This is a genomic window from Rhodoblastus sphagnicola (assembly GCF_002937075.1).
Taxonomy (GTDB): domain Bacteria; phylum Pseudomonadota; class Alphaproteobacteria; order Rhizobiales; family Beijerinckiaceae; genus Rhodoblastus; species Rhodoblastus sphagnicola.
Genome location: NZ_NHSJ01000083.1, coordinates 1 through 22,693 on the forward strand (window position 1 = coordinate 1; position 22,693 = coordinate 22,693).

22 protein-coding genes and 1 pseudogene are annotated in these 22,693 nt (G+C 66.0%); 12 read left to right on the plus strand and 11 right to left on the minus strand.

All coding sequences use genetic code 11. The features are described from left to right. A pseudogene (locus CCR94_RS13450) lies at positions 1–303 on the minus strand (cysteine dioxygenase family protein); the annotation flags it as partial. Between the two features lie 739 nt (positions 304–1,042). Here CCR94_RS13450 and CCR94_RS13455 point away from each other — a divergent pair. The 4 genes from CCR94_RS13455 (at position 1,043) to CCR94_RS13470 (ending at position 3,651) form a co-directional block, all read left to right on the plus strand. Then, positions 1,043–1,720, plus strand: a complete 678-nt coding sequence (locus tag CCR94_RS13455) for a cold-shock protein (RefSeq protein WP_104508370.1) — start codon at positions 1,043–1,045, stop codon at positions 1,718–1,720. Positions 1,721–1,801: 81 nt separating this feature from the next. Beyond that, entirely contained in the window at positions 1,802–2,641 is an 840-nt protein-coding gene (gene mazG / locus CCR94_RS13460) for a nucleoside triphosphate pyrophosphohydrolase (protein ID WP_104508396.1), read from the plus strand. A gap of 69 nt (positions 2,642–2,710) precedes the next feature. Further along, the gene (locus tag CCR94_RS13465; RefSeq protein ID WP_104508371.1) at positions 2,711–3,187 is read left to right on the plus strand and encodes a DUF2269 family protein; all 477 of its coding nucleotides are present in this window, start codon (positions 2,711–2,713) and stop codon (positions 3,185–3,187) included. A gap of 11 nt (positions 3,188–3,198) precedes the next feature. Beyond that, positions 3,199–3,651 carry a MarR family winged helix-turn-helix transcriptional regulator gene (locus CCR94_RS13470; RefSeq protein ID WP_104508372.1) on the plus strand — a complete coding sequence of 151 codons (453 nt, stop codon included), beginning with the start codon at positions 3,199–3,201 and terminating at the stop codon, positions 3,649–3,651. Here the strand turns inward: CCR94_RS13470 and CCR94_RS13475 are convergent. Together CCR94_RS13475 and murI are read right to left on the minus strand one after the other, a co-directional pair. Beyond that, positions 3,634–4,350, minus strand: a complete 717-nt coding sequence (locus CCR94_RS13475) for a class I SAM-dependent methyltransferase (RefSeq protein WP_104508373.1) — start codon at positions 4,348–4,350, stop codon at positions 3,634–3,636. The two genes, CCR94_RS13470 and CCR94_RS13475, sit on opposite strands and share 18 nt — an antisense overlap. A 1-nt stretch (position 4,351) precedes the next feature. Then, positions 4,352–5,203, minus strand: coding sequence for a glutamate racemase (murI, locus tag CCR94_RS13480; protein WP_104508374.1), 852 nt, complete (start codon positions 5,201–5,203; stop codon positions 4,352–4,354). 96 nt (positions 5,204–5,299) lie between these two features. Here murI and CCR94_RS13485 point away from each other — a divergent pair, with 96 nt between their 5' ends. The 3 genes from CCR94_RS13485 (at position 5,300) to CCR94_RS13495 (ending at position 7,659) form a co-directional block, all read left to right on the plus strand. After that, complete coding sequence (locus CCR94_RS13485; protein WP_184421260.1) at positions 5,300–6,304, plus strand: NADP-dependent oxidoreductase; 1,005 nt, start codon at positions 5,300–5,302, stop codon at positions 6,302–6,304. Positions 6,305–6,601: 297 nt separating this feature from the next. Beyond that, entirely contained in the window at positions 6,602–7,219 is a 618-nt protein-coding gene (rpsD, locus tag CCR94_RS13490; protein WP_104508376.1) for a 30S ribosomal protein S4, read from the plus strand. A gap of 134 nt (positions 7,220–7,353) precedes the next feature. After that, positions 7,354–7,659, plus strand: coding sequence for a hypothetical protein (locus CCR94_RS13495; RefSeq protein ID WP_158254757.1), 306 nt, complete (start codon positions 7,354–7,356; stop codon positions 7,657–7,659). Positions 7,660–7,662: 3 nt separating this feature from the next. Here CCR94_RS13495 and CCR94_RS13500 read toward each other — a convergent pair whose 3' ends face one another. Further along, positions 7,663–8,223: an RBBP9/YdeN family alpha/beta hydrolase gene (locus tag CCR94_RS13500; RefSeq protein WP_104508378.1), complete on the minus strand. Its 561-nt coding sequence runs from the start codon at positions 8,221–8,223 to the stop codon at positions 7,663–7,665. A gap of 60 nt (positions 8,224–8,283) precedes the next feature. Continuing rightward, complete coding sequence (locus CCR94_RS13505) at positions 8,284–9,273, minus strand: P1 family peptidase (protein WP_104508379.1); 990 nt, start codon at positions 9,271–9,273, stop codon at positions 8,284–8,286. Positions 9,274–9,344: 71 nt separating this feature from the next. On the opposite strand from CCR94_RS13505, the gene CCR94_RS13510 reads away from it, so the two are divergent. The 5 genes from CCR94_RS13510 to CCR94_RS13530 all read left to right on the plus strand — a co-directional run bounded on the left by CCR94_RS13510 (position 9,345) and on the right by CCR94_RS13530 (position 14,896). Further along, entirely contained in the window at positions 9,345–10,076 is a 732-nt protein-coding gene (locus tag CCR94_RS13510; RefSeq protein WP_104508380.1) for a cytochrome c biogenesis CcdA family protein, read from the plus strand. An 84-nt stretch (positions 10,077–10,160) separates the two neighbouring features. Further along, complete coding sequence (radA, locus tag CCR94_RS13515) at positions 10,161–11,585, plus strand: DNA repair protein RadA (RefSeq protein ID WP_104508381.1); 1,425 nt, start codon at positions 10,161–10,163, stop codon at positions 11,583–11,585. A gap of 115 nt (positions 11,586–11,700) precedes the next feature. After that, complete coding sequence (locus tag CCR94_RS13520) at positions 11,701–12,429, plus strand: CvpA family protein (protein WP_104508382.1); 729 nt, start codon at positions 11,701–11,703, stop codon at positions 12,427–12,429. 176 nt (positions 12,430–12,605) lie between these two features. Next, on the plus strand, positions 12,606–14,114 hold the full coding sequence (purF, locus tag CCR94_RS13525; RefSeq protein ID WP_104508397.1) for an amidophosphoribosyltransferase: 1,509 nt from the start codon (positions 12,606–12,608) through the stop codon (positions 14,112–14,114). A 32-nt stretch (positions 14,115–14,146) separates the two neighbouring features. Continuing rightward, entirely contained in the window at positions 14,147–14,896 is a 750-nt protein-coding gene (locus tag CCR94_RS13530; RefSeq protein ID WP_104508398.1) for an SDR family NAD(P)-dependent oxidoreductase, read from the plus strand. A gap of 177 nt (positions 14,897–15,073) precedes the next feature. Here CCR94_RS13530 and CCR94_RS13535 read toward each other — a convergent pair whose 3' ends face one another. The 6 genes from CCR94_RS13535 to CCR94_RS13560 all read right to left on the minus strand — a co-directional run bounded on the left by CCR94_RS13535 (position 15,074) and on the right by CCR94_RS13560 (position 22,622). Next, positions 15,074–15,580 carry a Rab family GTPase gene (locus tag CCR94_RS13535; RefSeq protein WP_104508383.1) on the minus strand — a complete coding sequence of 169 codons (507 nt, stop codon included), beginning with the start codon at positions 15,578–15,580 and terminating at the stop codon, positions 15,074–15,076. Continuing rightward, on the minus strand, positions 15,577–17,238 hold the full coding sequence (locus tag CCR94_RS13540) for an OmpA family protein (protein ID WP_104508384.1): 1,662 nt from the start codon (positions 17,236–17,238) through the stop codon (positions 15,577–15,579). The genes CCR94_RS13535 and CCR94_RS13540 overlap by 4 nt, the downstream gene beginning before the upstream one ends. Position 17,239: 1 nt before the next feature. Continuing rightward, the gene (locus CCR94_RS13545) at positions 17,240–18,019 is read right to left on the minus strand and encodes an efflux RND transporter periplasmic adaptor subunit (protein ID WP_104508385.1); all 780 of its coding nucleotides are present in this window, start codon (positions 18,017–18,019) and stop codon (positions 17,240–17,242) included. A 121-nt stretch (positions 18,020–18,140) separates the two neighbouring features. Continuing rightward, a complete protein-coding gene (gene ccoG, locus CCR94_RS13550; protein WP_104508386.1) occupies positions 18,141–19,565 on the minus strand; it encodes a cytochrome c oxidase accessory protein CcoG in 1,425 nt (474 codons plus the stop codon). A gap of 163 nt (positions 19,566–19,728) precedes the next feature. Further along, positions 19,729–19,947, minus strand: a complete 219-nt coding sequence (locus CCR94_RS13555) for a heavy-metal-associated domain-containing protein (protein ID WP_104508387.1) — start codon at positions 19,945–19,947, stop codon at positions 19,729–19,731. Positions 19,948–20,138: 191 nt separating this feature from the next. Next, complete coding sequence (locus CCR94_RS13560) at positions 20,139–22,622, minus strand: heavy metal translocating P-type ATPase (protein WP_244594063.1); 2,484 nt, start codon at positions 22,620–22,622, stop codon at positions 20,139–20,141. Positions 22,623–22,693: the final 71 nt, after the last annotated feature.

A 22,693-nucleotide genomic window follows, 5' to 3' on the forward strand; every position in this document is an offset into this window, starting at 1 on the left:
TCCGGACAGCACCCCGGCCATGCGCCACCCCGCCCCCATCAGCACCGGGCCTTCCTGATTCGGCGCGAGCGCCAGACTCGCCAGGACGAATCGCGCGAGCGCGTCGGCGTAGAGCTGGTAGAGGCGCGGGCCCGACGAATCGGCGGCGGCGAAGGCCGGCGGCGTCAAATCGGGCGCGCCGAGCGCGCGCTTGAACACGTCGCCGCCGATCAGCAACAATTCGCGTCGGGTTTCCGCCAGTTCGGCGACGGACTGGAAATCCCAGATGAAACGTTTGAGCGTGTCGGATAGAACGACGGTCATGGCGGCTCCTTACCAAGGTAATGTTAGAGCAAGAACCGCGCCCACAGCGCGGCGAACGCGGCCGGCGGCGGTCGAGATGGCGGCGGCCGCATATGGTTCTTGCCCCACACTCGAACGTCTGTGAGTTCCATAATCATTATTATGCGAATCCGTGATATGGGGGCAAGGTCGGAGCAAGACGCCTCCCCGCGCGCCAAACCCTTCGCCCTCCAAGGGAATTTCCGGCAAAGTCCCGCTTTCCCCCTCATGTGTCCGTGACGCTTCTACCTGGGTCAACAGCGTCACGATTAACGCGCTCGTGGCGCCGGAGCCAAGACTTTCCGACATGCGCCGATGGCGCGGCCGACCTCATGCCGGACACGGAAACGGAAAAGTTCACCACATTTTTAGCCGCTTTCTTGCCTGATGGCCGCCGCCCGCGCCGCGATCCGAACCGGGATCGACGGGCGGCGATCGGACCCGTCTGACGACGCTGATGACGCGGACGTCAGCAGTTCCGTAACGGTAATCCGAAAGGCGCGAAATTTCGCCATGAAACGGGGCGAATCCGCGAAATTACCCATAGCCAGAATTGGCAATTTGCTGTTAAATAGTGAATGCGCGGGCTTTGGACTTGAAAATAATCACACAACCATCTGCTGGCGGTTCCCTCCGGTCATCGAGCTGTGGGGCAATTCGGCGTATGGGCGATTTGCAGGCCCGCGCCATTTTGAAATGAGGCGGAGTTAAATAGGCGGACATGAGCAAAGGTAAAGATTTCCGGGGCCCCAGGAAGCGCGGTTTCGATGATGATGGGCCCTCATTCGACAGCCCGCGGACGTTTCGTCAGCCCCGCCAGACCTTCGATCGCCAGCCCATGGGCGGCGGTTTCGGTGGTGAATTCGCTCCCCCGCCCCCGTCCGCCGGCCCTGTCGGGAATTCCGTCGACGCCGTGGTGAAGTGGTTCAAGACCGACAAGGGCTTCGGCTTCGTCGAACTGGGCAATGGCGCGGGAGACGCCTTCCTCCATATCGGCGCGCTACAACAGGCCGGCTACGAAAACGTGCCGCCGGGCGCCAAGCTCAAGGTGCTCGTCGCCAATGGCGTCAAGGGCCAGCAGGTCACCCGCGTGATCGAGGTGGACACCGCCGGCGCCGCCGAGCGCGCGCCGCAGCGTCCGGCCTTCGACTCGCCGCGCCCGGCCCGCCGCGCGCCCGACCTGTCCAGCGCCGTCGAAGTCGAGGGCGCGGTCAAATGGTTTGACGGCGCCAAGGGCTTTGGCTTCGTCCAGGCCAGCGACGGCGGCAAGGATGTCTTCGTCCACATCTCCATCCTCGGGACCGCCGGCATTTCCGGCCTCGCCGAAGGACAGCCGGTCACCATGAAGGTGGTCGACACGCAAAAGGGCCGCGAAGCCGTCGCCATTTCGCTGGCCTGACCGCCAAAGGTTACTGTTCGCGAAACGATCGACTCAGGAAAGAGCAGGGCGTCCCCCTGCTCTTTTGTTTTGGATGAAGCCATGCAGCCAACCCGCGACCTTTCCCGCCTGCTCGAAATCATGGCGCGCCTGCGCACGCCGGAGATCGGCTGCGCCTGGGATCTCGCGCAAGATTTCCGCTCGCTCGCGCCCTATGCGATCGAGGAGGCCAGCGAGGTGGTGGACGCCATCGAGCGCGAGGATTTCATCGATCTGCGCGACGAATTGGGCGACCTGCTGCTCCAGGTGGTGTTTCACGCCCAGATCGCGCGGGAGCGCGGCCTGTTTGATTTCGGCGGCGTGGTGCTGGCGATCAACGAAAAGCTGATTCGCCGCCATCCCCATGTGTTCGGCGAACCGCAACAGCGCACGCCGGAGGCGGTGGAAGGGGTCTGGGCCGAAATCAAGGCGCGGGAAAAGGCGGAAAAGGTTTTGCAGCGCCGCGCGCGCGGCCTGCCGGATCAGGCGCGAAACGGTCTTCTGGCCGACGTGCCCGCCGCCCTGCCCGCCCTCGCCCGCGCCGTCAAATTGCAGGACAAGGCGTCAAAGGTCGGCTTCGACTGGAACGACGCCAAACTGGTGCTGGCCAAGATTCGCGAGGAATGCGACGAGGTCGAGGAAGCGCTGTCGCGCGACGACAAAGCCCATGTGGCGGAGGAAATCGGCGACGTGCTGTTCGCCGTGGCCAATCTCGCCCGTCACATGAAAACCGACCCTGACACGGCGCTGCGCGCGACCAATCAGAAGTTCGAGCGACGCTTCAACTATATCGAACAAGAAATTGACAAGGCGGGAAAAAAACTCGGAGAGGTCAGCCTCGCCGACATGGACGCGTTGTGGGACGAGGCCAAGCGGCGCGAACGCGAAATCCTCTCCGATTAAATCATAGCTTGCTATTAATTTGGTGCTGTACTATAGCTTGCTATGTTGTTTCGGACATAGGAGCGGATCATGTCTCGTTTCTGCAAATTCCTGCATCTTCTCGGCCTCACGCTGTTTCTCGGCAGCATTTTTGGGCATATCGTCGCCGGCGTCCTGGCGGGGGCGCCCGGCGATCCTGCTTTCGTCGCCGCCCGCGCGGAAATCGTGCACGCCACGCGGCTGCTGACCCTGCCCGGCCTGGGCCTGCTGATCGCCTCGGGCGCCGGCATGTTGGCGGCGGCGCGGCTGTCGCCTCTGAAAATCGGCTGGCTGGCGGCGCATGTCGGCGGCGCGGCGTTGATTGTCATCAACACGGCGGCGTTCATCGTTCCCGCCGGAATCCGCGCGCTCGCCCTGGCCAAGGCGGGCGACTATGGCGAAGCCCTCGGCGGCGCGCTGCTGACGGAGGACGGATTCGGCGCCGCCAATGTGGCGCTTGCGCTGGCCTTGATCGCCCTCGGCCTCTATAAGCCGACCCTGTTCCGGCGCGGCGCGGCGACGGCGTAACGAGGCGCTTCATGACCACACCCGAAGGCGAATTCCGCCGCGACGAGAGCCTCGGCTATGTGGTCAATCTGCTCGGGCGCCTGTTCGCCCGGGCGCTCGACCAAAGGCTGCGCCGCCACGGCGTCGCCCTCGGCCAATTCCCCGTCCTGTTGATCCTGTGGGAGCAGGAGGGCATTACCCAGTCGGAAATCGCCCGCCGGCTGGACATCGAACAGCCGACCGTCGCCAACACGCTCAAGCGCATGGAGCGCGACGGTCTGGTGAGTTTCGGCCCCGACCCCGGCAACCGCCGTCAGGTGCTGGTGGGGCTCAGCGAAAAGGGCCGCGCCCTGCGGGCGCCGCTCATCGCGGAAGCCGAAGCGGTCAACGGCCAAGCCTCGCAAGATTTCAGCGCGGCGGAGCGGGCGCTGTTCATCGCGCTCTTGCGCCGGATGGCGGCCAATCTGTCAGAGTTTTCTGAATAAAGCCAACCAGTGCCGGCTCGCGAGAACGCCGGGCGGAATGTCGTCCAGGCGCTCCAGGCGCAGCCCGCAATCCTCGAACGCCATCAGATCGGCGCGACAGAGCGGCCAAGGAGGTCCGTCAAGGGTCTGATCCTCGTCGCGGGCCCGGGAAATGACCAGCAAAAGCCCACCGGGCTTGACGAAACCCGCGATAGCTTGCCGCGCGCGCGGCAGAATTTCGGCGGGCAGCGCCTGCAAGGTGTAGATTTCATTGACGAAATCGAAGGCCCGCGCCCAGTCGGGCGGCGCGGCGAACAGGTCGGCGGCGCGGAAGTCGAGGGTCGGAAAGCGTTGTTTCGCCCAGTCCACGGCGGCCGGAACAAGGTCGAATGCGGTGACGTCGGCGCCCTGCCCGGCCAGCGCGGCGGCGTTGTCGCCGAGGCCGCTGCCGATATCCAGCGCGCGCAACCCCTCAAGGTGCGGCGGCGCCTCCAGCCATTGCGCAAGCAGCGGATGGGCGCTGAGATTGCCCCAAGGAACCTTGGCGGCGTCGCCCTCGGCCAGGGCGTAAACGGTTTTGAACCAGTCGCGGCGCAGCGGATCGTCGAACCCCCGTCCCTGTTTGGCCGGGTCGAGCGCGTCGAGTTTTTCGCGCGCCTCGGCGCGGCGGCGGGCGAAATCCGCGTCGGCGATGAATTCATGCGGGCGCTTGTCGGTCATGTCATCCTTCCGCGCGCTGGCGCGCCCGCTCCACGCCCGGGTCTTCAGGACGCGCTGGCAAAAAAACCTTCAGCGCCGCGAGCAGCTTCTCCCCCGGCGCGGCGCCGCTGGTGGTGAGGAAGCGGAAGCCGCCGCCCTGCCCCAGCGGCGGAAACTTTTCGCGCAAAACATGGTCGGCGCGGCGGGCGATGGCTGGCGCCGGGTCGATCCAACGCACCGGCCAAGGCGCGAGCCGGACGAAAATGTCGCGCAGCAGCGGATAATGGGTGCAGGCCAGCACCACGCAATCGGTGCGCCGCGCCCCGTCTGTGACGAAACAGGGCGCGATCTCCGCCGCGATCTCCGCGTCCGCCAGCGCCTCGCCCTGCATGTAGGATTCGGCGAGCGTGGCGAGCTTTCGCGCCCCCACCAGCGCCACGTCGCAATGGCCGGCGAATTTTTCGATCAGGGCGCGGGTGTAGTCGCGCGACACCGTGCCGGGCGTGGCGAGGATGGAAATCATCCGGGTCGCGGAAAATTCCGCCGCCGGCTTGATCGCCGGCACCGTTCCGACGAAGGGGACGGACCATCTCCGCCGCAGATGCGGCAACACCAGCGTGGAGGCCGTATTGCAGGCGATCACCACGCAATCCGGCTGTTCCGCCGCGATCAGCTTCGCCATCGCGTCCAGCACCAGCGCCACCACTTCGCTTTCGGGGCGCGGGCCATAGGGAAAGCCGAGATCGTCGGCGGCATAGACGAAATCGGCGTCGGGGCGCTGTTTCATCAGGGCGCGTAAAACCGTCAGGCCGCCGAGGCCGGAGTCGAACACAAGGATTTTGGGCGGTCGGCCCAATTCAGCAGGGCGAATCATGGCAGGGCGAATCATGGCGAATCGAAAAAATTGCTCACTGAACCCGCCGAAACGGGTGAAGCTGCGTTTCAGGTCTTGGCAGCTATGGAGGAAATCATGCCGCTCAACAAGGGATTCGTTCTGGCGTCGCGCCCGCCGGCGGGGGGCAAGGCCACGCTGGACAATTTCGCGCCCTTCGAGGAGGAGACCGGCGATCCCGGACCGGGCGAGGTGCTGGTGCGCCACGCCTTCCTCTCGCTCGACCCCTATATGCGCGGCCGCATGGACGACGGCCCCTCCTATGCCGCCAGTCAGGAGATCGGCAAGCCGATGATCGGCGCCACGGTCGGCGAAGTCGTCGCCTCGCGCAATCCGGGTTTTTCCGTCGGCGACAAGGTTTTGGGCATGGGCGGCTGGCGGCTTTACGCGCGCGACGACGCCGCCCTGCTGCGCAAGGTGGACGCCTCCCGCGCTCCGCTCCAGGCGTTTCTGGGCGCGCTGGGTATGCCCGGGATCACCGCCTGGATCGGCATGCACACCATCATCGCGCCCAAACCCGGCGAAACCGTCGTGGTCTCGGCGGCGACCGGCGCGGTGGGCTCGGTGGTCGGGCAATTGGCGGTCGCGGCGGGGGCGCGGGCGGTCGGCATCGCCGGCGGCGCTGAAAAATGCGCCTATGCGGTGAAAGAGCTGGGTTTCGACGCCTGTCTCGACCGCCACTCGCCAACCTTCGCCGCGGATCTCAAAGCCGCCGCGCCAAAGGGAATCGACGGCCTGTTCGAAAACGCCGGCGGGCGAATTTTTGGCGCCTGCCTGCGCAGGCTCAACACTTTCGCGCGCGTCGCCATCTGCGGCCTGATCTCCTCCTATGAAGGCGAGGAAACCTCCTCCCTGCCCGATCTGCGCCTGGTGCTGGTGCGGCGGCTCAGGATCGAGGGGCTGATCGTGTTCGACCGCATGGATCTGTGGCCGCAAGCGCAGGCCGACCTCACCGCGCTTTACGCCGGCGGCAAGCTGAAATGGCGCGAGAGCGTCTCGGACGGACTCGACTCCGCGCCGAAAGCCTTCCTCGACCTGCTTGCGGGCAAGAATTTCGGCAAGCAACTGGTCCGCTTGCCTTGACGCACGCGGCTGGCTCCTGTAATCACCGCGTCTCTCTCCCGCTGGTCTTGCCGGCGGGAAAGTTTTTCGCACCCGTGACCGTTCCCGATTTTTAGCATGACCCCGAAAAGTGGATTCCGGTTTTCGGATAAGGTCATGCTCAAACAAAGGTGAGCGATCTGTCGGCCTCCCGATGGAGGCAGAGGAGGGCGCGATTCCCGCCGGCGTTTCTTCAACGCCGAACGCGAGGATCGCTTTCGCCGCCGCGCCCGCAATGGAGCGCGCGAAAGGTCTTCGTGTACAAATATCGAGGACCTTATGACGAAGCGTTTAGAAGCCAAGTATAAAATCGACCGCCGCATGGGCCAGAACATCTGGGGCCGCCCGAAGAGCCCGGTCAACAAGCGCGAATACGGCCCCGGCCAGCACGGTCAGCGCCGCAAGGGCAAGATGTCGGACTTCGGCACCCAGCTCAAGGCCAAGCAGAAGCTGAAGGGCTATTACGGCAATATTTCGGAAAAGCAGTTCCGCAAATATTACGCCGAGGCGATCCGCATGAAGGGCGATTCCGGCGACAACATGATCGGCCTGCTCGAGCGCCGTCTCGACGCCGTTGTTTATCGCGCGAAGTTCGTGCCGACCGTGTTCGCCGCGCGCCAGTTCGTCAACCACGGCCATGTCAAGGTCAACGGCCGCCGCGTCAACATCGCCTCCTATCTGGTCAAGCCGGGCGACGTGGTCGAGATCAAGGAAGCCTCGCGCCAGCTGGTGATCGTGCTGGAAGCGATCGGCCTCGCCGAGCGCGACGTGCCGGATTATTACGAGGTCGATCATTCCAAGATGACCGCCAAGATGACCCGCCTGCCGCTGCCGAGCGAAGTGCCCTATCCGGTGGTGATGGAGCCGAATCTGGTCATCGAATTCTATTCGCGCTGAGTCCATCGGTCGCGACGACCAAAGCAAAAGCCGCCCCTCGGGGCGGCTTTTTTTTCGTTTTGACTCATGTCAACGACGCCACGGCGTCGTTGCGCGAGACTTAAATCTCGTCAATGGAGACAAATATGTCCAGATTGACGACTTTGCTCTGGGTCATGGGTGGTTCGGTTCTTGCCGGCGCGCTCATGATTATGGCGCTGATGGTTCTGAGCCTGGAAGATCAGGCGATGCGATTGAGTCCAGTCGCGGCGGGCGTCGGTTACGTGATCGGCATCCCGCTGGCGTTGATCGTCGCATGGTCCATCACGCCAAACATGGGGCAAGGACAGGCAGATCGCGCCGGCGAGCCGGCGCAAGGTATATTCCGCGCCCTGAAGGTATGGCCGGCGAAATATAGTTTCGCCCAAGCCAGACAGTCAGCAGGGGCGCGGAGGCGGTAGCGGTCAGATTTTAGCGAAAAGCCCGGCCAGGCGCATCAATCCCTCTGGCCAGGGACCGTGACCGCTCTCGGCGTTGATATGGCCGGCGTCGCCCGCGTCGGCCAAATCCAGCGCCCAAACGTCAGCGAGCCGTTCGGCGAAAGCCCAATCGGCGAAAGGGTCGCTGCGGCTGGCTATCATCACGCCGGGAACTTGAAGCGCCGCTTGCGGCGCTTTTTCTTTGAACAGGGGGTCGATCGGCCCCGCATTGAGCGCGGGCGCGTCGAGGTCGGGCGGCGCCACCAGGAAGACCGCCTTCACTTTCCCCGCCCCGCCCTGCTCGGCGACAGCGCTCGCCGCCGCCAGCGCCCCCAGACTATGGCCGATCAGGACGACGGGCCGGGTCGAAGCCGCGATCTCGCGCAAGATGTTGGCGACCCAGGGGTCGCGGCGCGGCCGGTCCCAGTCCTCCTGGGCGACGATGCGCGCCGTCGAGAGTTTCTGCCCCCAGCGGCTCTGCCAATGGTCCGGCCCCGAACCGCCAAGGCCGGGAATGATGAGAATGTCCAAGTCCGAAATGCGCATGGGGTCTATTTAGCGCAAGCGGCGCGGAAAGGAAGCTTTGAGCGCACGGACCCGCCCCTCTCACAGCCCGAACTTGTCTTGCCAACTCGGCAAGGCGCCGGGAAACTCCAGCGCCTTGGCCGCATGAACCCCGCGCGCGACGGCGCGGGCCAAGACATCCGCCGCCAGCGCGCCGATTCGCGTCAGCTCCACCGGCCCGACCGCGCGGCCGGAAAAGCCGGTGGCGGCGGCGAAAACCGTGTCGCCGTCCATGGCGGCGTGAACGGGGCGCAGCGCGCGGGCGAGTCCGTCCTGCGCCATAATGGCCACGCGCTTGGCTTGGGCCTTGGTCAGTTCGGCGTCGGTGGCGACAATGGCGATATTGGTGTTGCGCGGCTCCGCGCCCTTCATGCGAATCGCCAGCAGGGACTCGTCGAACGCGACCGGCCAGCCGCGTCCGGCGAATTCGCCGTCGCGCTCGTAAGGCGCGGCCCAGAAATGCGCGGTGTCGCCAATGGTGGCCTGCCCCACCGCATTGACCGCGACCAGCGCGCCGACGACAAAGCCGTCGGCGCTGACGGCGGAGGCCGAGCCGAGACCGCCCTTGAGATCGGCCAGCGTCGCGCCAAGGCCCGCGCCATGCGAGCCGAGCGCGAAATCGCCGGAAGCGGCGCGCGCGGCTTCGGCGCCGAGGCGCCAATAGACCGGCTCGCGCCAGAAATCCTTGTCGCCGCCATTGGCGAGATCGAACAGAATGGCGCCGGGAACGATCGGGGCGAGTTGGCCAACCACCTCCACCCCCCTGCCCCGCTCGCGCAGCACGCTGATCACGCCGCCCATGGCGTCCAGCCCAAAAACCGAGCCGCCTGACAGCGCCAGGGCGTCGACACGCTCGACGGTCATGTCGGCTTCGAGCAGGTGCGCGTCGCGCAGGCCCGGCGCGCCGCCGGATACGGCGAGCGAGGCCACGGCCGGCGCGTCGAACAGCAGCGCGGTGACGCCGGTGGCGATGTTGGCGTCGTCGGCATTGCCGACAGACAAGCCGGGCACATCGGTCACGAGATTGCGCATGGTCACACCGAAGGGTTGTTTCCCTATTCTGCGCTTTGGCTTATCAAGGCCGCAACACGAAAGGCGTGGCAATGACCGACAATGTGACTGTGACGGCGGCGCTGCTGGCGGGCTTGCTGTCCTTCCTCAGCCCTTGCGTGCTGCCGCTGGTGCCGCCCTATCTCACGTTCATCGCGGGTTCGGGGCTGGAGGAACTGGTCGAGGGCGGCGAGCGCCGCGCCCGACGCGACACGCTCATCGCCGCCTTTTTGTTTGTCGCGGGCTTTTCCACGGTGTTCGTGCTGCTCGGCGCCACGGCCTCCGCGCTCGGCCAGACCGTGCGGCAAAACCTGCCGCTGCTGTCCGCGCTGGCGGGCGTGGCGATCATCGGCATGGGCCTGCATTTTTTAGGCGTGTTCAAGCTCAGCCTGCTCTATCGCGAAAAGCGCGTGAGCGTTGAAAAGCCGGTGGGACTGTGGGGCGCCTATGTGATGGGCCTCGCCTTCGCGTTCGGCTGGACGCCCTGCATCGGCCCGATCCTCGCCGCCATTCTGGCGGTGGCCTCGTCGGAAGCCACCGTCGGCAAGGGCGCCTTCCTGCTCGCCGTCTATTCGCTGGGCCTGGGGCTTCCCTTCATCGTCGCGGCGCTGGCGATGGAGCCGTTCATCCGCTTCATGCGCCGCTTCAAGGCGCATTTCGGCAAGGTCGAGCGCGTGGTCGGCGTGTTGCTCGTGCTGACCGGCGTGTCCTTCCTCACCGGCGGCATCCAGAACATGTCGTTCTGGCTGATCCAGACTTTTCCGGGCCTGGCGACGCTGGGGTGAGGCGGAAGGCCTTGCGCGTCGCTGGACATTTGCGCGCGCTTATGTTCTTTAATTGTTCTCGTTCATGACCCCCGGAATTTCACCTTGGCCAAAGCGCGCTCCAATTTCATCTGCCAGGCCTGCGGGGCCATTTCACCGCGCTGGCAGGGCAAATGCGAGGCCTGCGGCGAATGGAACACGTTCGTCGAGGAGGCGCCCGCCTCCGGCATTGGCGCGGCGGCGGCGCGCGGCGCGAAAAAGGGGCGGATTTTCGCGCTCGAAGGGCTTTCCGGCGAGTCGCAGCCGGCGCCGCGCATCCTCTCCGGCCTCGCGGAACTGGATCGCGTCACCGGCGGCGGTTTTGTCCCCGGCTCCGTGCTGCTGATCGGCGGCGAGCCCGGCATCGGCAAATCGACCCTGCTGATCCAGGCCTGCGCCGCGCTGGCGCGAAAAGGCGAGCGCGTGGTTTACATTTCCGGCGAGGAGGCCGCCGCCCAGGTCAGGTTGCGCGCGGAACGGCTGGGCCTCGCCGACGCCGCCGTCGAACTGGCGGCGGAAACCTCGGTCGAGGACATTATCGCCACCCTGTCGGCGGGCCGAACCCCGGCGCTGGTGGTGATCGATTCGATCCAGACCATGTGGACCGACACCGCCGACGCCACCGCCGGCACCGTCACCCAGGTGCGCGGCGCGGCGCAGGCCCTGATTCGCTTCGCCAAATTGTCGGGAGCCTGCGTCATTCTGGTCGGCCATGTCACCAAGGACGGCCAGATCGCCGGCCCGCGCGTGGTCGAACACATGGTGGACGCTGTCGCCAGTTTCGAGGGCGACGGCTCGCACCATTTCCGCATCCTGCGCAATGTGAAGAACCGCTTCGGGCCGACCGACGAGATCGGCGTGTTCGAAATGACCGGCGGCGGCCTCGCCGAGGTCGCCAACCCCTCCGCTCTGTTTCTCGCGGGACGCGACGGGTCGGCGGCCGGCGCGGCGGTGTTTGCGGGCATGGAAGGGACGCGGCCCGTCCTCGTGGAAATCCAGGCGCTGGTGGCGCCCAGCGCGCTCGGCACCCCGCGCCGGGCCGTGGTTGGCTGGGACCCGTCCCGGCTCTCGATGCTGGTCGCCGTGCTGGAGGCGCACGGGCGGATCAAACTCGGGCAGCACGACATTTATCTCAATGTCGCCGGCGGCATGAAGATCACGGAGCCGGCGGCGGATCTCGCGGCGGCGGCGGCCTTGGTGTCGTCGCTGGTCGGCGCGGCGCTGCCGCAAGACATGGTGTTCTTTGGCGAGGTCGGGCTGTCCGGCGCGGTGCGGCCGGTGCCTCACGCGGGCCTGAGGCTGAAGGAAGCGTCAAAACTCGGTTTTTCGCGCGCCGTCGCGCCGCAGGGGCCGCAAGGGGCCGACAGCAAGAGCGAGAAACCGAACGGCATGGGTTTGAACGCGATCCGCCACATTGGCGAGGCCATCGCCGATATTGCCGCGCTCGGGCGCGGCGGGGCAAGCGGCGGGGTAAAAAGGGCGGCGGGATGAAGCCGATCCGCCTCCTTTTAGGCAAGCCGTATGAGTCGACGCCGCGCGGGGCTTTGGCTATAAGCGCCGAGCGCGTTTTTCCGCGCGGATTCGTGAAATTCTGACCGAGGCGCCGATGCCGTCCTATCTCGACCTGATCGTTCTGGCCGTCATTGTGATTTCGGCGCTGCTGGCCATGCTGCGCGGCTTCACCCGCGAAGTCATGGCGATCCTGTCCTGGGGCGCGGCCGCCGCCGCCGCCATTTATCTCTATCCGATGCTCGTGCCCAAACTGGCCGATCCCGGCTCGCCGATCTTTGTCGCCAAGGAGACGCTGCGGCCCTATCTCGCCGGCGCAGGAATCTTCTTCGTGGTGCTGATTCTGGTGTCGATCGTCACCATCCGCATTTCCGACGCCATTCTCGACTCAAAAATCGGCGCGCTCGACCGTTCGCTCGGCTTTCTGTTCGGTCTGGCGCGCGGGCTGCTGCTGTGCGCCATCGCCTTCGTCTTCCTCAACTGGCTGGCGCCCGACGCGGTCAATGGGACCGACAAGGGGACGAAAAAGGATTGGCTCGCCAATTCGAAAAGCCTGCCGCTGCTGAAAACCGCCAGCGACCAGATTCTGGCGCTGTTGCCGGACGATCCCGACGGTCTCATCAGCAAGTTCAAGAAGGCCAAGCCGGCCGCGACCGAGGAGGCGCCGGCGCCCGACGCCGACGCCGAGCCCAAGGATGCGCCGGCGACCCCCTCGCCCGCAGCCCCGGCCAAACCGGAGGCCAAGCCTCAGGCCAAGCCCGACGCGAAAAGCGACGCCGGCGCGGACAAGAACAAGCTCGACTCGCTGATGCGCGGCGGGCGCTGAGCGCCGCCCGGTCATCTTTCATAAACGGCGTCGAGGGATGAATTTTTTGTGACCCCTTCCTATTTTGGGTGGCGCGGTCTATTGAAACTCCAAACTTAACCCGGGCTCGTTTAGGGCTTATGCCCTTGAACCCAATTCGCGCGTCGGAAAGACCGGCGCGCGTCGGGAGCGCCGCCATGCGTGATTGTTCCGAGCTTGACGACGCAGACTTGGACAGAAACTTGGACGTAGACTTGGACTCCCTGGATCTGAACGCCGACCGGCTGCGCGAGGAGTGCGGCGTGTTCGGCATATTCGGCCATCCTGAGGCGGCGGCCGTCACGGCGCTCGGCCTGCACGCCCTGCAACATCGCGGGCAGGAGGCGGCGGGCATCGTCTCCTATGACGGGCATCGCTTCAATTCCGAGCGCCGCATCGGCATGGTCGGCGACACCTTTTCCAAGGCGTCCACCATCCAGCGTCTGCCCGGCGACCGCGCCATCGGCCATGTGCGCTATTCCACCACCGGCGAAACCATCCTGCGCAACGTGCAGCCGCTGTTCGCAGAACTGGATTCCGGCGGTTTCGCGGTGGCGCACAATGGCAATCTCACCAATGCGCTGACCATCCGCCGCGAGTTGATCCGCTCCGGCGCGATCTATCAATCGACCTCCGACACAGAGGTGGTGCTGCATCTCGTCGCGCGCTCGCGCAAGCACCAGATCGTCGAGCGCTTCATCGAGGCTTTGCGCCAGATCGAGGGCGCCTACGCCTTTGTCGCCCTGTCGAACAAGAAACTGATCGGCGCCCGCGATCCCCTCGGCATCCGCCCGCTGGTGATCGGCCAACTCGACGGCCATTACATTCTCGCTTCCGAAACCTGCGCGCTGGACATCATTGGCGCGAGTTTCGTGCGCGACGTCGCCAATGGCGAGATCGTGATGATTTCCGACGAGGGCGTGCAGAGCATCAAACCCTTTCCGCACCAGCCGGAGCGGCCCTGCATCTTCGAATACATCTATTTCGCGCGGCCCGATTCCGTGGTCCACGGCCGCTCGGTCTACAATGTCCGCAAGCAGATGGGCGCGCAACTCGCGCATGAAAACCCCATCGACGCCGATGTGGTGGTGCCCGTGCCGGATTCCGGCGTGCCTGCGGCCATCGGCTATTCCCGGGCCTCCGGCATTCCGTTCGAACTCGGCATCATCCGCAACCATTACGTCGGGCGCACCTTCATTCAGCCGACCCAGTCGATCCGGGAACTCGGCGTGCGCATGAAGCATTCGGCCAATCGCGCCGTGGTCGAGGGCAAGCGCATTATCCTGCTGGACGATTCCATCGTGCGCGGCACCACTTCGATGAAAATCGTGCAGATGATGCGCGACGCCGGCGCGTGCGAAGTGCATTTCCGCATCTCCTCGCCGCCGATCACGCATCCCGATTATTACGGCATCGACACGCCGGTGCGGGAAAAACTGCTCGCCGCCACCCATTCGCTGGAGGAAATGCGCGAGCTGATCGGCGCGGATTCGCTGGCTTTTCTTTCCGTGGACGGCATCTACAAAGCGATGGGAGTCGGGGCGCGCAACCCGCTGCGGCCGCAATTCACCGACCATTGTTTTACCGGCGACTATCCCACCAGCCTCACCGACCTCAAGGGCGCGGACATCAAGGCGCAGCTCTCGCTTCTGGCCGAGACCGGCTGATTCCCCGAAAGCCCGATTTCATGGAGTTCGTTATGTCCAACGCTTTGCCTCTCGCCGGGCGGGTCGCGCTTGTCACCGGCGCGTCCCGGGGCATTGGCCGCGCGGTCGCGCTGGAGCTGGCCCGCCGCGGCGCCCATGTGGTGGCGCTGGCCCGCACCCAGGGCGGGCTGGAGGAGCTTGACGACGAGATCCGCGCCGCCGGCGGCGAAGCCACGCTGGTCCCCTGCGACATCAAGGATTTCGACGCCCTCGACCGACTCGGCGCGGCGCTCTACGCGCGCTGGGGCCGGCTCGACATTTTCGTCGCCAATGCCGGCATTCTCGGCCCGATCACGCCGATCTCGCATTGCGATCCCGACAAGTGGGAGCAGATTTTCGCCATCAACGTGACGGCCAACCAGCGGCTGCTGCGTTCGCTCGACATGCTGCTGCGGGCGTCGGACGCTGGCCGCGTCGTGGCGCTGTCCTCGGGCGTGGCGCAAAAAGTGCGCGCCTATTGGGGCCCCTATGCCGCGTCCAAGGCGGCGCTGGAGGCGATGGTGCGCGCTTACGCCGCCGAGACCGAAAACGTCTCCGCGATCAAGGCCATGCTGGTCAATCCCGGCCCGCTGCGCACCAAGATGCGCGCCGACGCCATGCCCGGCGAAGACCCGAACACGCTGAAGACGCCGGAAGAGTTCGCGCCAAAACTGGCCGCTTTGTGCGCGCCGGACTGGACGGAAACCGGAAAGCTCTACGATTTCCCCACCGACAAGGTTTTGAGCTACCAGCCGCCGGCCTAGAGCATGATCCCAAAAAGTGGACACCGGTTTTTAGAAAAGATCATGCGAAAACAAAGAGTCTAGAGCACGATGCGTTTCCGTGGAAACGCATCGTGCTCACGGCGGGCCTTGATCCCGCGCTGACGAAAGTGTCGGGCGCGCTGGCGGCCAAGGGTGAGCGTTGTTCAAAGAGTTGGCTTACCCGCGCCGGTAAATCGTCTCCGCGATTCCCTGGAACGCGGCCGCGACATTGTCGCCGGATTTGGCGCTGGTGATCATCACCTGGTCTTCCGGCAGGCCGAGCCGGTCGTGGTCGGCGAGATCGGGTCGGGCGATGTCGGACTTATTGATCAAGCCGAGCACCGGACGTCCCGGCATCGCATCGGCGAAAGCCGCCGCCAGCGCGTACATCTTGTCAATGGTCGCCGGGCGCGAGGAATCGGCCACCACCAGCGCGCCGGACGCTCCGGCGATATAGATCGACGTGAAAATGTGCTGGCCGAAATCGCCGTCGGTGTCCCACAACAGCAGCTTGGCGTAGATATCCTCGGGGCGGCCGACCAGTTTCAACTCGTGGGTGAGGATATCGACGCCGATGGTGGTCTTGTAGCCGGCGTCGAACTTGCCGAACACCAGTCTGCGCGCCAGCGACGTCTTGCCCACGCCGATATCGCCGAGCAGCATGACCTTGGCCGAAAACCTCATCGCGACTCCGAATCGAGCGGCTCGAAGGTGACGCGGCGGTTTTCCGCGCGGGCGTCGCCGCCCTTGTCCGCGACCGCCTGCTCGTCGCCGCGCCCCACCGCGACCAGTTTGTCCGGAGGCGCCCCCGCCTCGACCAGCAGTTTTACGACGAAGGCCGCGCGCGCCAACGAGAGCTTGTGGTTGGTGTCCGCGTTCCCCGTGGAATCGGTGTAGCCGATCACGCGCAGCCCGCCGCCGCCCGACTTGACCGCCTCGGCCAAAGCCGCGATCTTTTCGCGCGCCCGATCCGGTGCCTTGAGTTTGGTTTCCTCGGCGAAAACGATCGGGCTCGCGCTGGCCAACCGCGCCAGCCGCGCCGCCGGGGCGTTGTCGCGGGCCTCGCGTTCTCCGCGCCATTTTTCGGCGGCGGCGAGCGCGGCTTCGGTTTTCGCGAGCCCGGCTTCGGCCTTGGCGAGCCTTTCGCCGAGGGCCGCGTTCGCCTGCGCGGCGCGCGCGTCGAGCGCGTTTGCGCGCGTCGCGCCTTCGGCGTCGCCGCCGATGCGCGCCACTTGGATTTCGACCGTGTAAGGCGCCGCCGCCGGGGTCAAGGCCTGGGTCATGGCGTCGAGATCTGCCTCCGCCGGGGCGAGGCCGCGCAGCAAGACCTTGCCGTTGCCGATGGCGAGGTCGAGCGGCCAGGCCGCGAGGTTTTGCGCGTCGCGCGCGCTGGCGAAGGCGGTTTCGACGCGGTGGGCGTGGAGGGCGTCGCGGACGGGGACAAACAACGCGGCGACCAGCGCCGCCGCGAGCAGGCCGACCAGGACATAACGCGCCGAGGCCGAGGGCGGGCTTTTCGCGGGCGGAGTGAAATTTTGCGCGAGGCGGGCGAGATCCTCGGCGTCGAACGGATGGGCGGCGCCGATCAGGTCGTAGAGCGCGTTGTCCATGCGGCGCTCGTCAGCGGAATCGGGCATGCCGGAGAATTCCGCCGCCACCAAGGTGCGGGCCGAGGCGCGCAGAAGGATGTGGTTCGGCCCCATGTCGAGCTGGCGCAATTCGCCGTGCTCCCGCGCGAACGCCTGGGCGGAGAACTGGCTGATGGCCGCGATCAGCCCGCTGACGAGATCGACGGACTCGTCGGCCTGCCCGTCGGCGCGCCAGCTCGCCAAAAGTTTGCCGGTGTCGCGCTCCAGCGCCAGCAGGCGGACCAGTTGTGGCCGTCGCGCGGCTTCCAGCAGGACTTCGCTCAGCGGGCGGCGGGTCAGCGCGGCGCGCAGCCGCAGCTTCCAGAGGTCGCTCGACATCAGCGAGTCGATGCGCCGTTCCAGGCTCTCGGCCAGCTCGCGAAAAGCGTTGGCGACGGCGGCGGCGACGAGACGGCCGGTGATCGGGTAGAGCGCATCCACCATCACGTCGCGCGAATTGACGATCTCGCTGCGGATCGACGCCACCACCACCGGCGCGATCGACGCCGCCAATTCGCGGTGCCGGGTGATCTCCGCCTTGCGCAGCGCGCCGGCGATGACATGGGCGGTGGCGTCCTCGAAGCGGGCGTCATCGCCGATCCTTTGCGCGAAAACCTCGCATTGGCGTTGCAGGGCGTCGATTTTCGCCTGTTCCGGCTCGAACAGCAGGCGCTTCAGTTTGCCGAGGTCGGGATCGGGGCGCGCGTTCGTCATGTCAGCGATCCCTGCGATAGAGCGAGAAATTGCGCAGGGAATAGCCTATGGCCGCGCCCAGGCCGCGTTCCCGCTTGTCTTCTTCCACGCGTTTTTCCACGCGGGTCAGGCGCGGCGCCACCTCGGCGGACAGCGCCGTCTCCAGCGATTCCAGCCTGGGTTCGACAGCGCGCGCGTTCAGCGCCGCGAGGCCCTGCTCCAGCCGCGCGACGGACGCGGCGAGCTTGGCTTCGGCGGCGCGCGTCTCCGCGAGCGCCTGGTCCTGCCTGGCGCCCAACTTCTGGAACCGGGCGTCATTGGCGCGCTTTTCCTCGCTCAGCGCCGCCAAGCCCTGACCGAGTCGCGTGTCGAACCGGTCGAGCCGGCTGTCGAACTCGGCGATCTCGCCGTGCATCCGGGTGAAGCGGCCGTCCATGAGCGCCAGTTTGGCGTCGAATTGCGCCAGCTTGACGTCGCAGCGCGCCAGCCCGGCGTCCAGTTGCGCCAGCCCGGCGTCGAGCTTGGCCAGCCCGGCGTCCAGTTGCGCCAGTGCGGCGTCGAGCTTGGCCAGCCCGGCGTCCAGTTGCGCCAGTGCGGCGTCGATTTGCGCCGGCAAGGGGTCGAGTCGCGCCAACCGGCCGTCGAGCTGCGCCAAAACGGCGTAGAGTTGCGCCAGCCGGGCGTCGATTTGGTCGATCCTGACGTCGGCGACGCGTTTGTCGGCGCCGAACAACAGTTCGCGCACCTCCTCGATGGCATCCTTGGTCGCGTCCGGCGTCGCGTCCGTGTTGTCGTCCGCCATGATCAGTCCTGGGCAAAGCGTGGCATTTCACGCGAAACGTTTTAGGACGGCTTGGCCCGGCGTCGCAAGCATCCGGCGCGGCGAAAACTTCGTCGCGCCGGATTATTTACCATTGTCGCGATCAGCGCGGGAAGAAATGATCCTTGTGGATCGCCTCCGTCGCGCCGGTTTCGTCCTTGACCGTGAACACCACATCGACAGGCTGGTCGGGAACGGCGCCCGCCGGCGCCAGCACGGAAACGCGCAGCTCCAGGGTCTGGTCCGGGCCGACGGTCACGCTGTGGCCGCCCTTGTCGTCGACGATCGACAATTGCAGGCTGGACGCGCCGGAAATCGACAGATCGACCTTTCTGTCATTGGGCTGCTTGTTGAGCACGCGCACGGTAAAGCCGTTGCGCACGCCGCCGTCGGACATGGTCACGGCCAGCGGGTTGCGGTCGTGCAGCACGTTGACGAACAGATCGGCGCGGGTGGAGAGTTTCAGCGCCATCACGCCGGCGACCAGCAGAATCACCAGCGGATAGATCAGGGTGCGCGGGCGGATCGGCCGGTAGATCGGCGGCAGGTTTTCCGCGCGTCTGGCGATGTTGATGTCGGTGTCGTAGGCGACCAGATCGCCGGGCCGGCCGACCTCCTTCATCACGATGTTGCAGGCGTCGATGCACAGGCCGCACTGGATGCAGCCGAGTTGCGAGCCGTCGCGGATGTCGACGCCGGTCGGGCACACCGCGACGCATTGGTTGCAATCGATGCAGTCGCCGGCCTTTTCGCCGCGCTCGTGGGCGTGTTGCGCCTTTTTCACCGACATGCGCGGTTCGCCGCGCGTGCTCTCGTAGGAGACGTTGAGCGCCCATTCGTCGGTCATCGCGGCCTGGATGCGCGGCCACGGGCACATGAAGATGCAGGTCTGCTCCCGCATGTGGCCGGCGAATATGTAGGTGGTGAAGGTGAGGATGCCGACCCAGATATAGGCGACGCCCGGCGCCGCGCCGGTGGCCAGCTCCTTGAGGAGGGTCGGGGCGTCGGCGAAATAGAGCACGAAGGCGCCGCCGGTGAACAGCGCGATCAGCAGCCACAGCACATGCTTGACGACGAGTTCGCGAAGGCGGGAGAAGGTCAGGCCCTTCTTGTCCTTCATCATGCGCGCGCGGCGGTCGCCCTCGACCCAGCGTTCGACCGCGAAGAACAGGTCGGTCCACACCGTCTGCCAGCACAGATAGCCGCACCAGATTCTTCCCGCGATGGCGTTCATCAGGAACAGGGTCATGGCGGCGAGGATCAGCAGGCCGGTGAAGTAATAAACCTCCTGCGGCCAGATCTCGATGAAGAAGAAATAGAAGCGCCGGCCGGGCATGTCGAGCAGCACGGCCTGATCGGGCAGGTTGGGGCCGCGATCCCAGCGCAGGAACGGCATCAGGTAGTAGACGCCGAGGCAGAACGCCATCAGCCCCCATTTGATGGTGCGAAACGTCCCGTGGGTCGCCTGCGGATAGACCTTCTTGCTGGCCTCGTAGAGCGGCCCGGTGATGATGGTTTCGTCTTCCATCGCGATTGTCCTGACGGTCCTTGGCGCGAGAGGCCGGCGCGAAGTTGCGCAAGCCTTCACATCCGCGCATTGATCCTGCGCAGGGTGTAATCCGCCTGGATCAAAACATCAAGAAATTCGAATGTCCTTCCTCTAGCCGGTGGCGGGGAGCCGCTGGCGGGACTCAGGACGCCGGGCGGGCGGGATAGCCGGCTTCGGTGATGACCTGGGCGAGGGCTTGGGGGTCCGGGGCCGCCGGCGCCACCGTCACGCGCTTGGTTGCGAGATCGATCTGGACTTGCGCCTCCGGCGCCAGCGCCTGAATCGCCTTGGTCACGCGCGCCGCGCATTTGCCGCAGCTCATGCCCTCAACCAGAAAGAGCGTGGTGTCGCCGATGGTCATTTTCGCCTGCCTTTGATCGTCGCTTAGACGCTGCTGTTAAGTATTAATTCGGGGAACAGTTCAAGAACCTACGTCAACCACCCCCTGTGGATAAGTCGGATAACCCGGCTTTCTTGTCACGGCGTCGCCATACTTGAGGAACAAAGCAAAACCGCCGCGTCAAGCTTAATATTTCGTTAACCATTGCAAGATCACCCGCGAAAAGCCCGCAGCCGAAGCGCGTTGCCGAGCACGAACAGGCTCGACAGCGCCATGGCCGCCGCGCCGAACGCCGGGTTCAGCAGCGTTCCGTTGAGCGGATACAGAGCGCCCATCGCCACGGGAATCAGCACGATATTATAGCCGAAGGCCCAGGCGAGATTTTGCTTGATGTTGCGCAGCACCGCCCGCGACAGCCGCACCGCCGTCGCCACCTTTTCCGGGTTGGAGCCAACCAGCACCACTTCGGCGCTGTTGCGCGCGATTTCCGTCCCCGCCCCCATGGCGAGGCCGACATCGGCCGCCGCCAGCGCGGGCGCGTCGTTGACGCCGTCGCCAACGAAACCGACCGGCCCTCGCTCGGAAAGTTCGGCCAAAACCGCGACCTTGCCCTCCGGCTTGAGCCCGGCGCGAATGTCGTCGATGCCGACGTTTTCGCCGATGGCGCGCGCGGTCGCCGTGCGGTCGCCGGTGAGCATGGCGGTCGCGACGCCCAGTTTTTTCAACGCCGCCACCGCCGCCGCCGCTTGCGGGCGCGGCGGATCGGCCAGGGCGAACAGGCCGGCTGTGACGCCGTCAACGGCGATGAAGAACACGCTCGCGCCCCGCCCCGCCTGCTCGCGGTCCACGTCGGCGAAGTTCGAGACATCGGCGCCGAGCGCCGCCATCAACTCCGCCGACCCCACGGCGATTTTTCGCGCGCCCACAAGGCCCGACACGCCCAGGCCCGGCTGATAGGCGAAAGCCTCGACCTCCGGCAGGTTCATGCCGCGCGCCCGCGCCGCATCGACCAGGGCGCGGGCGAGCGGATGTTCGGAACGCGCCTCGACCGCCGCCGCCAGCGCCAGAATGTCATCCTCGGCGTGGCCCGACGCCGGCGCGATTTCGGCCAGCCCCGGCTTTCCAAGTGTCAGCGTGCCCGTCTTGTCGAAAGCGAGCGTCTTGATTTCCGCCAGCCGCTGCAAGGCGTCGCCGCGCCGGAACAGAATGCCGAGTTCGGCGCCGCGTCCCGATCCCGTCATCAGCGCGGCCGGCGTCGCCAGCCCCATGGCGCAGGGACAGGCGATGATCAGGACGTTGACCGCATTGACTAGCGCCAGCGCCAGCGCCGGTTGCGGCCCCAAAATCATCCACAGCGCGAAAGTGAGGGCGGAGAGCGCCAGCACGACCGGGACGAAGATCGCCGTGACCTTGTCGGCGAGCGCCTGGATCGGCAGCTTGGCGCCTTGCGCGCTTTCGACCAGCCGCACGATGCCGGCGAGCGCCGTGCCCTCGCCGACTTTTTCGGCGCGCATCAGCAGGAAGCCGTCCTGATTGACCGCGCCGCCGACCAGTTTTTCGCCGGGCTTTTTCGCCACGGGCAAACTTTCGCCTGATATCAGCGATTCATCGACATGGCTGGCGCCCTCAACCACCACGCCATCGACGGGGATCGGCTCGCCCGGACGGATTTCGATGAGATCGCCGATTTGCGCCTCCTCGACCGGCAGGTCGCGAGTCGCGCTCTCGCGGCGGATGTGGGCGGTTTTCGGTTGCAGGCGCGCGAGGCCGGCTATGGCCTCCGCCGCCCTGCCCCGCGCCCGCGATTCCAGCCAGCGCCCGAACAGGATGAAGGCGACAATGGCCGCGGCGGATTCGAAATAGGAGTGCCGCGCGCCCTCCGGCAACAGGTTGGGCGCGAAGGTGGCGAGCAGCGAATAGAGGTAGGCCGCGCCGGCGCCCAGCGCGACCAGCGCGTTCATGTCGGGCGCGCCGCGCTTGAGCGAGTTGAAACCGAGTTGGAAGAAGCGCCGACCGGGAAATGCGAGGACGAAAGTGGTGAGGGCGGCGGCGACAACCATCGCCGTGTCATGGCCCAGCGCCCGATGCGTCCAGCTTGCGAAGGCCGGCGACAGGTGCGCGCCCATTTCCAGCGCCACCACCGGCGCGGCGCCTGCCGCCGCGAGCCAGACATTGCGGCGCAAAAGCGCGGCTTCCGCCGCGCGGTCGGCGAGCGCGTGGTTTTGCGCCTCGATCGGGCTTGGCTCATAATCCTCGGCGCGGATCGCGGCGGCGAGCGTGGCGTAATCCACCGCGCCGCTCAAAACCTCGACCGTCGCGCGATGGGTGGCGAGATTGGCTGACGCCGCGAGCACGCCGGGGATTTTTTTCAGCGCCTTTTCGACATGGGCGACGCACGCCCCGCACATCATGCCGCCGACGCCGATTTCGAGGGTTTGCCGGCGCGGCGGGTAGTCTTCCGCTTCCAGCAGCCGGGCCAGCGCCGCGAGATCGGCGTCCGGCGCCAGATCGATTTCCGCGCGTTCGGTGGCGAGATTTGCGCGCGCGTCGCGCACGCCCGGCGCGGCTTTCAACACCTTTTCGACATGGGCGACGCAGGCCCCGCAGGTCATGCCGCCGATCTCCAGCGTGCGGGTCGTTGTTTTCTCGTGCAGGTTCATGGCCTTCATATTGGGGCATTCGCTGCGAAACGCCACACATTCGTCTCCCCGAAACAACCCTCGTTTAGCCCAAATAAACCTCGTAATATTTCACAGCCGCGAACGTA

What these genes read in the sequence shown, in the direction of transcription:
- CCR94_RS13455 (WP_104508370.1), top strand. Translation starts at nt 1,043, where the DNA reads ATGAGCAAAGGTAAAGATTTCCGGGGCCCCAGGAAGCGCGGTTTCGAT.
- mazG (WP_104508396.1), top strand. Translation starts at nt 1,802, where the DNA reads ATGCAGCCAACCCGCGACCTTTCCCGCCTGCTCGAAATCATGGCGCGC.
- CCR94_RS13465 (WP_104508371.1), top strand. Translation starts at nt 2,711, where the DNA reads ATGTCTCGTTTCTGCAAATTCCTGCATCTTCTCGGCCTCACGCTGTTT.
- CCR94_RS13470 (WP_104508372.1), top strand. Translation starts at nt 3,199, where the DNA reads ATGACCACACCCGAAGGCGAATTCCGCCGCGACGAGAGCCTCGGCTAT.
- CCR94_RS13475 (WP_104508373.1), bottom strand. Translation starts at nt 4,350, where the DNA reads ATGACCGACAAGCGCCCGCATGAATTCATCGCCGACGCGGATTTCGCC.
- murI (WP_104508374.1), bottom strand. Translation starts at nt 5,203, where the DNA reads ATGATTCGCCCTGCTGAATTGGGCCGACCGCCCAAAATCCTTGTGTTC.
- CCR94_RS13485 (WP_184421260.1), top strand. Translation starts at nt 5,300, where the DNA reads ATGCCGCTCAACAAGGGATTCGTTCTGGCGTCGCGCCCGCCGGCGGGG.
- rpsD (WP_104508376.1), top strand. Translation starts at nt 6,602, where the DNA reads ATGACGAAGCGTTTAGAAGCCAAGTATAAAATCGACCGCCGCATGGGC.
- CCR94_RS13500 (WP_104508378.1), bottom strand. Translation starts at nt 8,223, where the DNA reads ATGCGCATTTCGGACTTGGACATTCTCATCATTCCCGGCCTTGGCGGT.
- CCR94_RS13505 (WP_104508379.1), bottom strand. Translation starts at nt 9,273, where the DNA reads ATGCGCAATCTCGTGACCGATGTGCCCGGCTTGTCTGTCGGCAATGCC.
- CCR94_RS13510 (WP_104508380.1), top strand. Translation starts at nt 9,345, where the DNA reads ATGACCGACAATGTGACTGTGACGGCGGCGCTGCTGGCGGGCTTGCTG.
- CCR94_RS13520 (WP_104508382.1), top strand. Translation starts at nt 11,701, where the DNA reads ATGCCGTCCTATCTCGACCTGATCGTTCTGGCCGTCATTGTGATTTCG.
- purF (WP_104508397.1), top strand. Translation starts at nt 12,606, where the DNA reads ATGCGTGATTGTTCCGAGCTTGACGACGCAGACTTGGACAGAAACTTG.
- CCR94_RS13530 (WP_104508398.1), top strand. Translation starts at nt 14,147, where the DNA reads ATGTCCAACGCTTTGCCTCTCGCCGGGCGGGTCGCGCTTGTCACCGGC.
- CCR94_RS13535 (WP_104508383.1), bottom strand. Translation starts at nt 15,580, where the DNA reads ATGAGGTTTTCGGCCAAGGTCATGCTGCTCGGCGATATCGGCGTGGGC.
- CCR94_RS13540 (WP_104508384.1), bottom strand. Translation starts at nt 17,238, where the DNA reads ATGACGAACGCGCGCCCCGATCCCGACCTCGGCAAACTGAAGCGCCTG.
- CCR94_RS13545 (WP_104508385.1), bottom strand. Translation starts at nt 18,019, where the DNA reads ATGGCGGACGACAACACGGACGCGACGCCGGACGCGACCAAGGATGCC.
- ccoG (WP_104508386.1), bottom strand. Translation starts at nt 19,565, where the DNA reads ATGGAAGACGAAACCATCATCACCGGGCCGCTCTACGAGGCCAGCAAG.
- CCR94_RS13555 (WP_104508387.1), bottom strand. Translation starts at nt 19,947, where the DNA reads ATGACCATCGGCGACACCACGCTCTTTCTGGTTGAGGGCATGAGCTGC.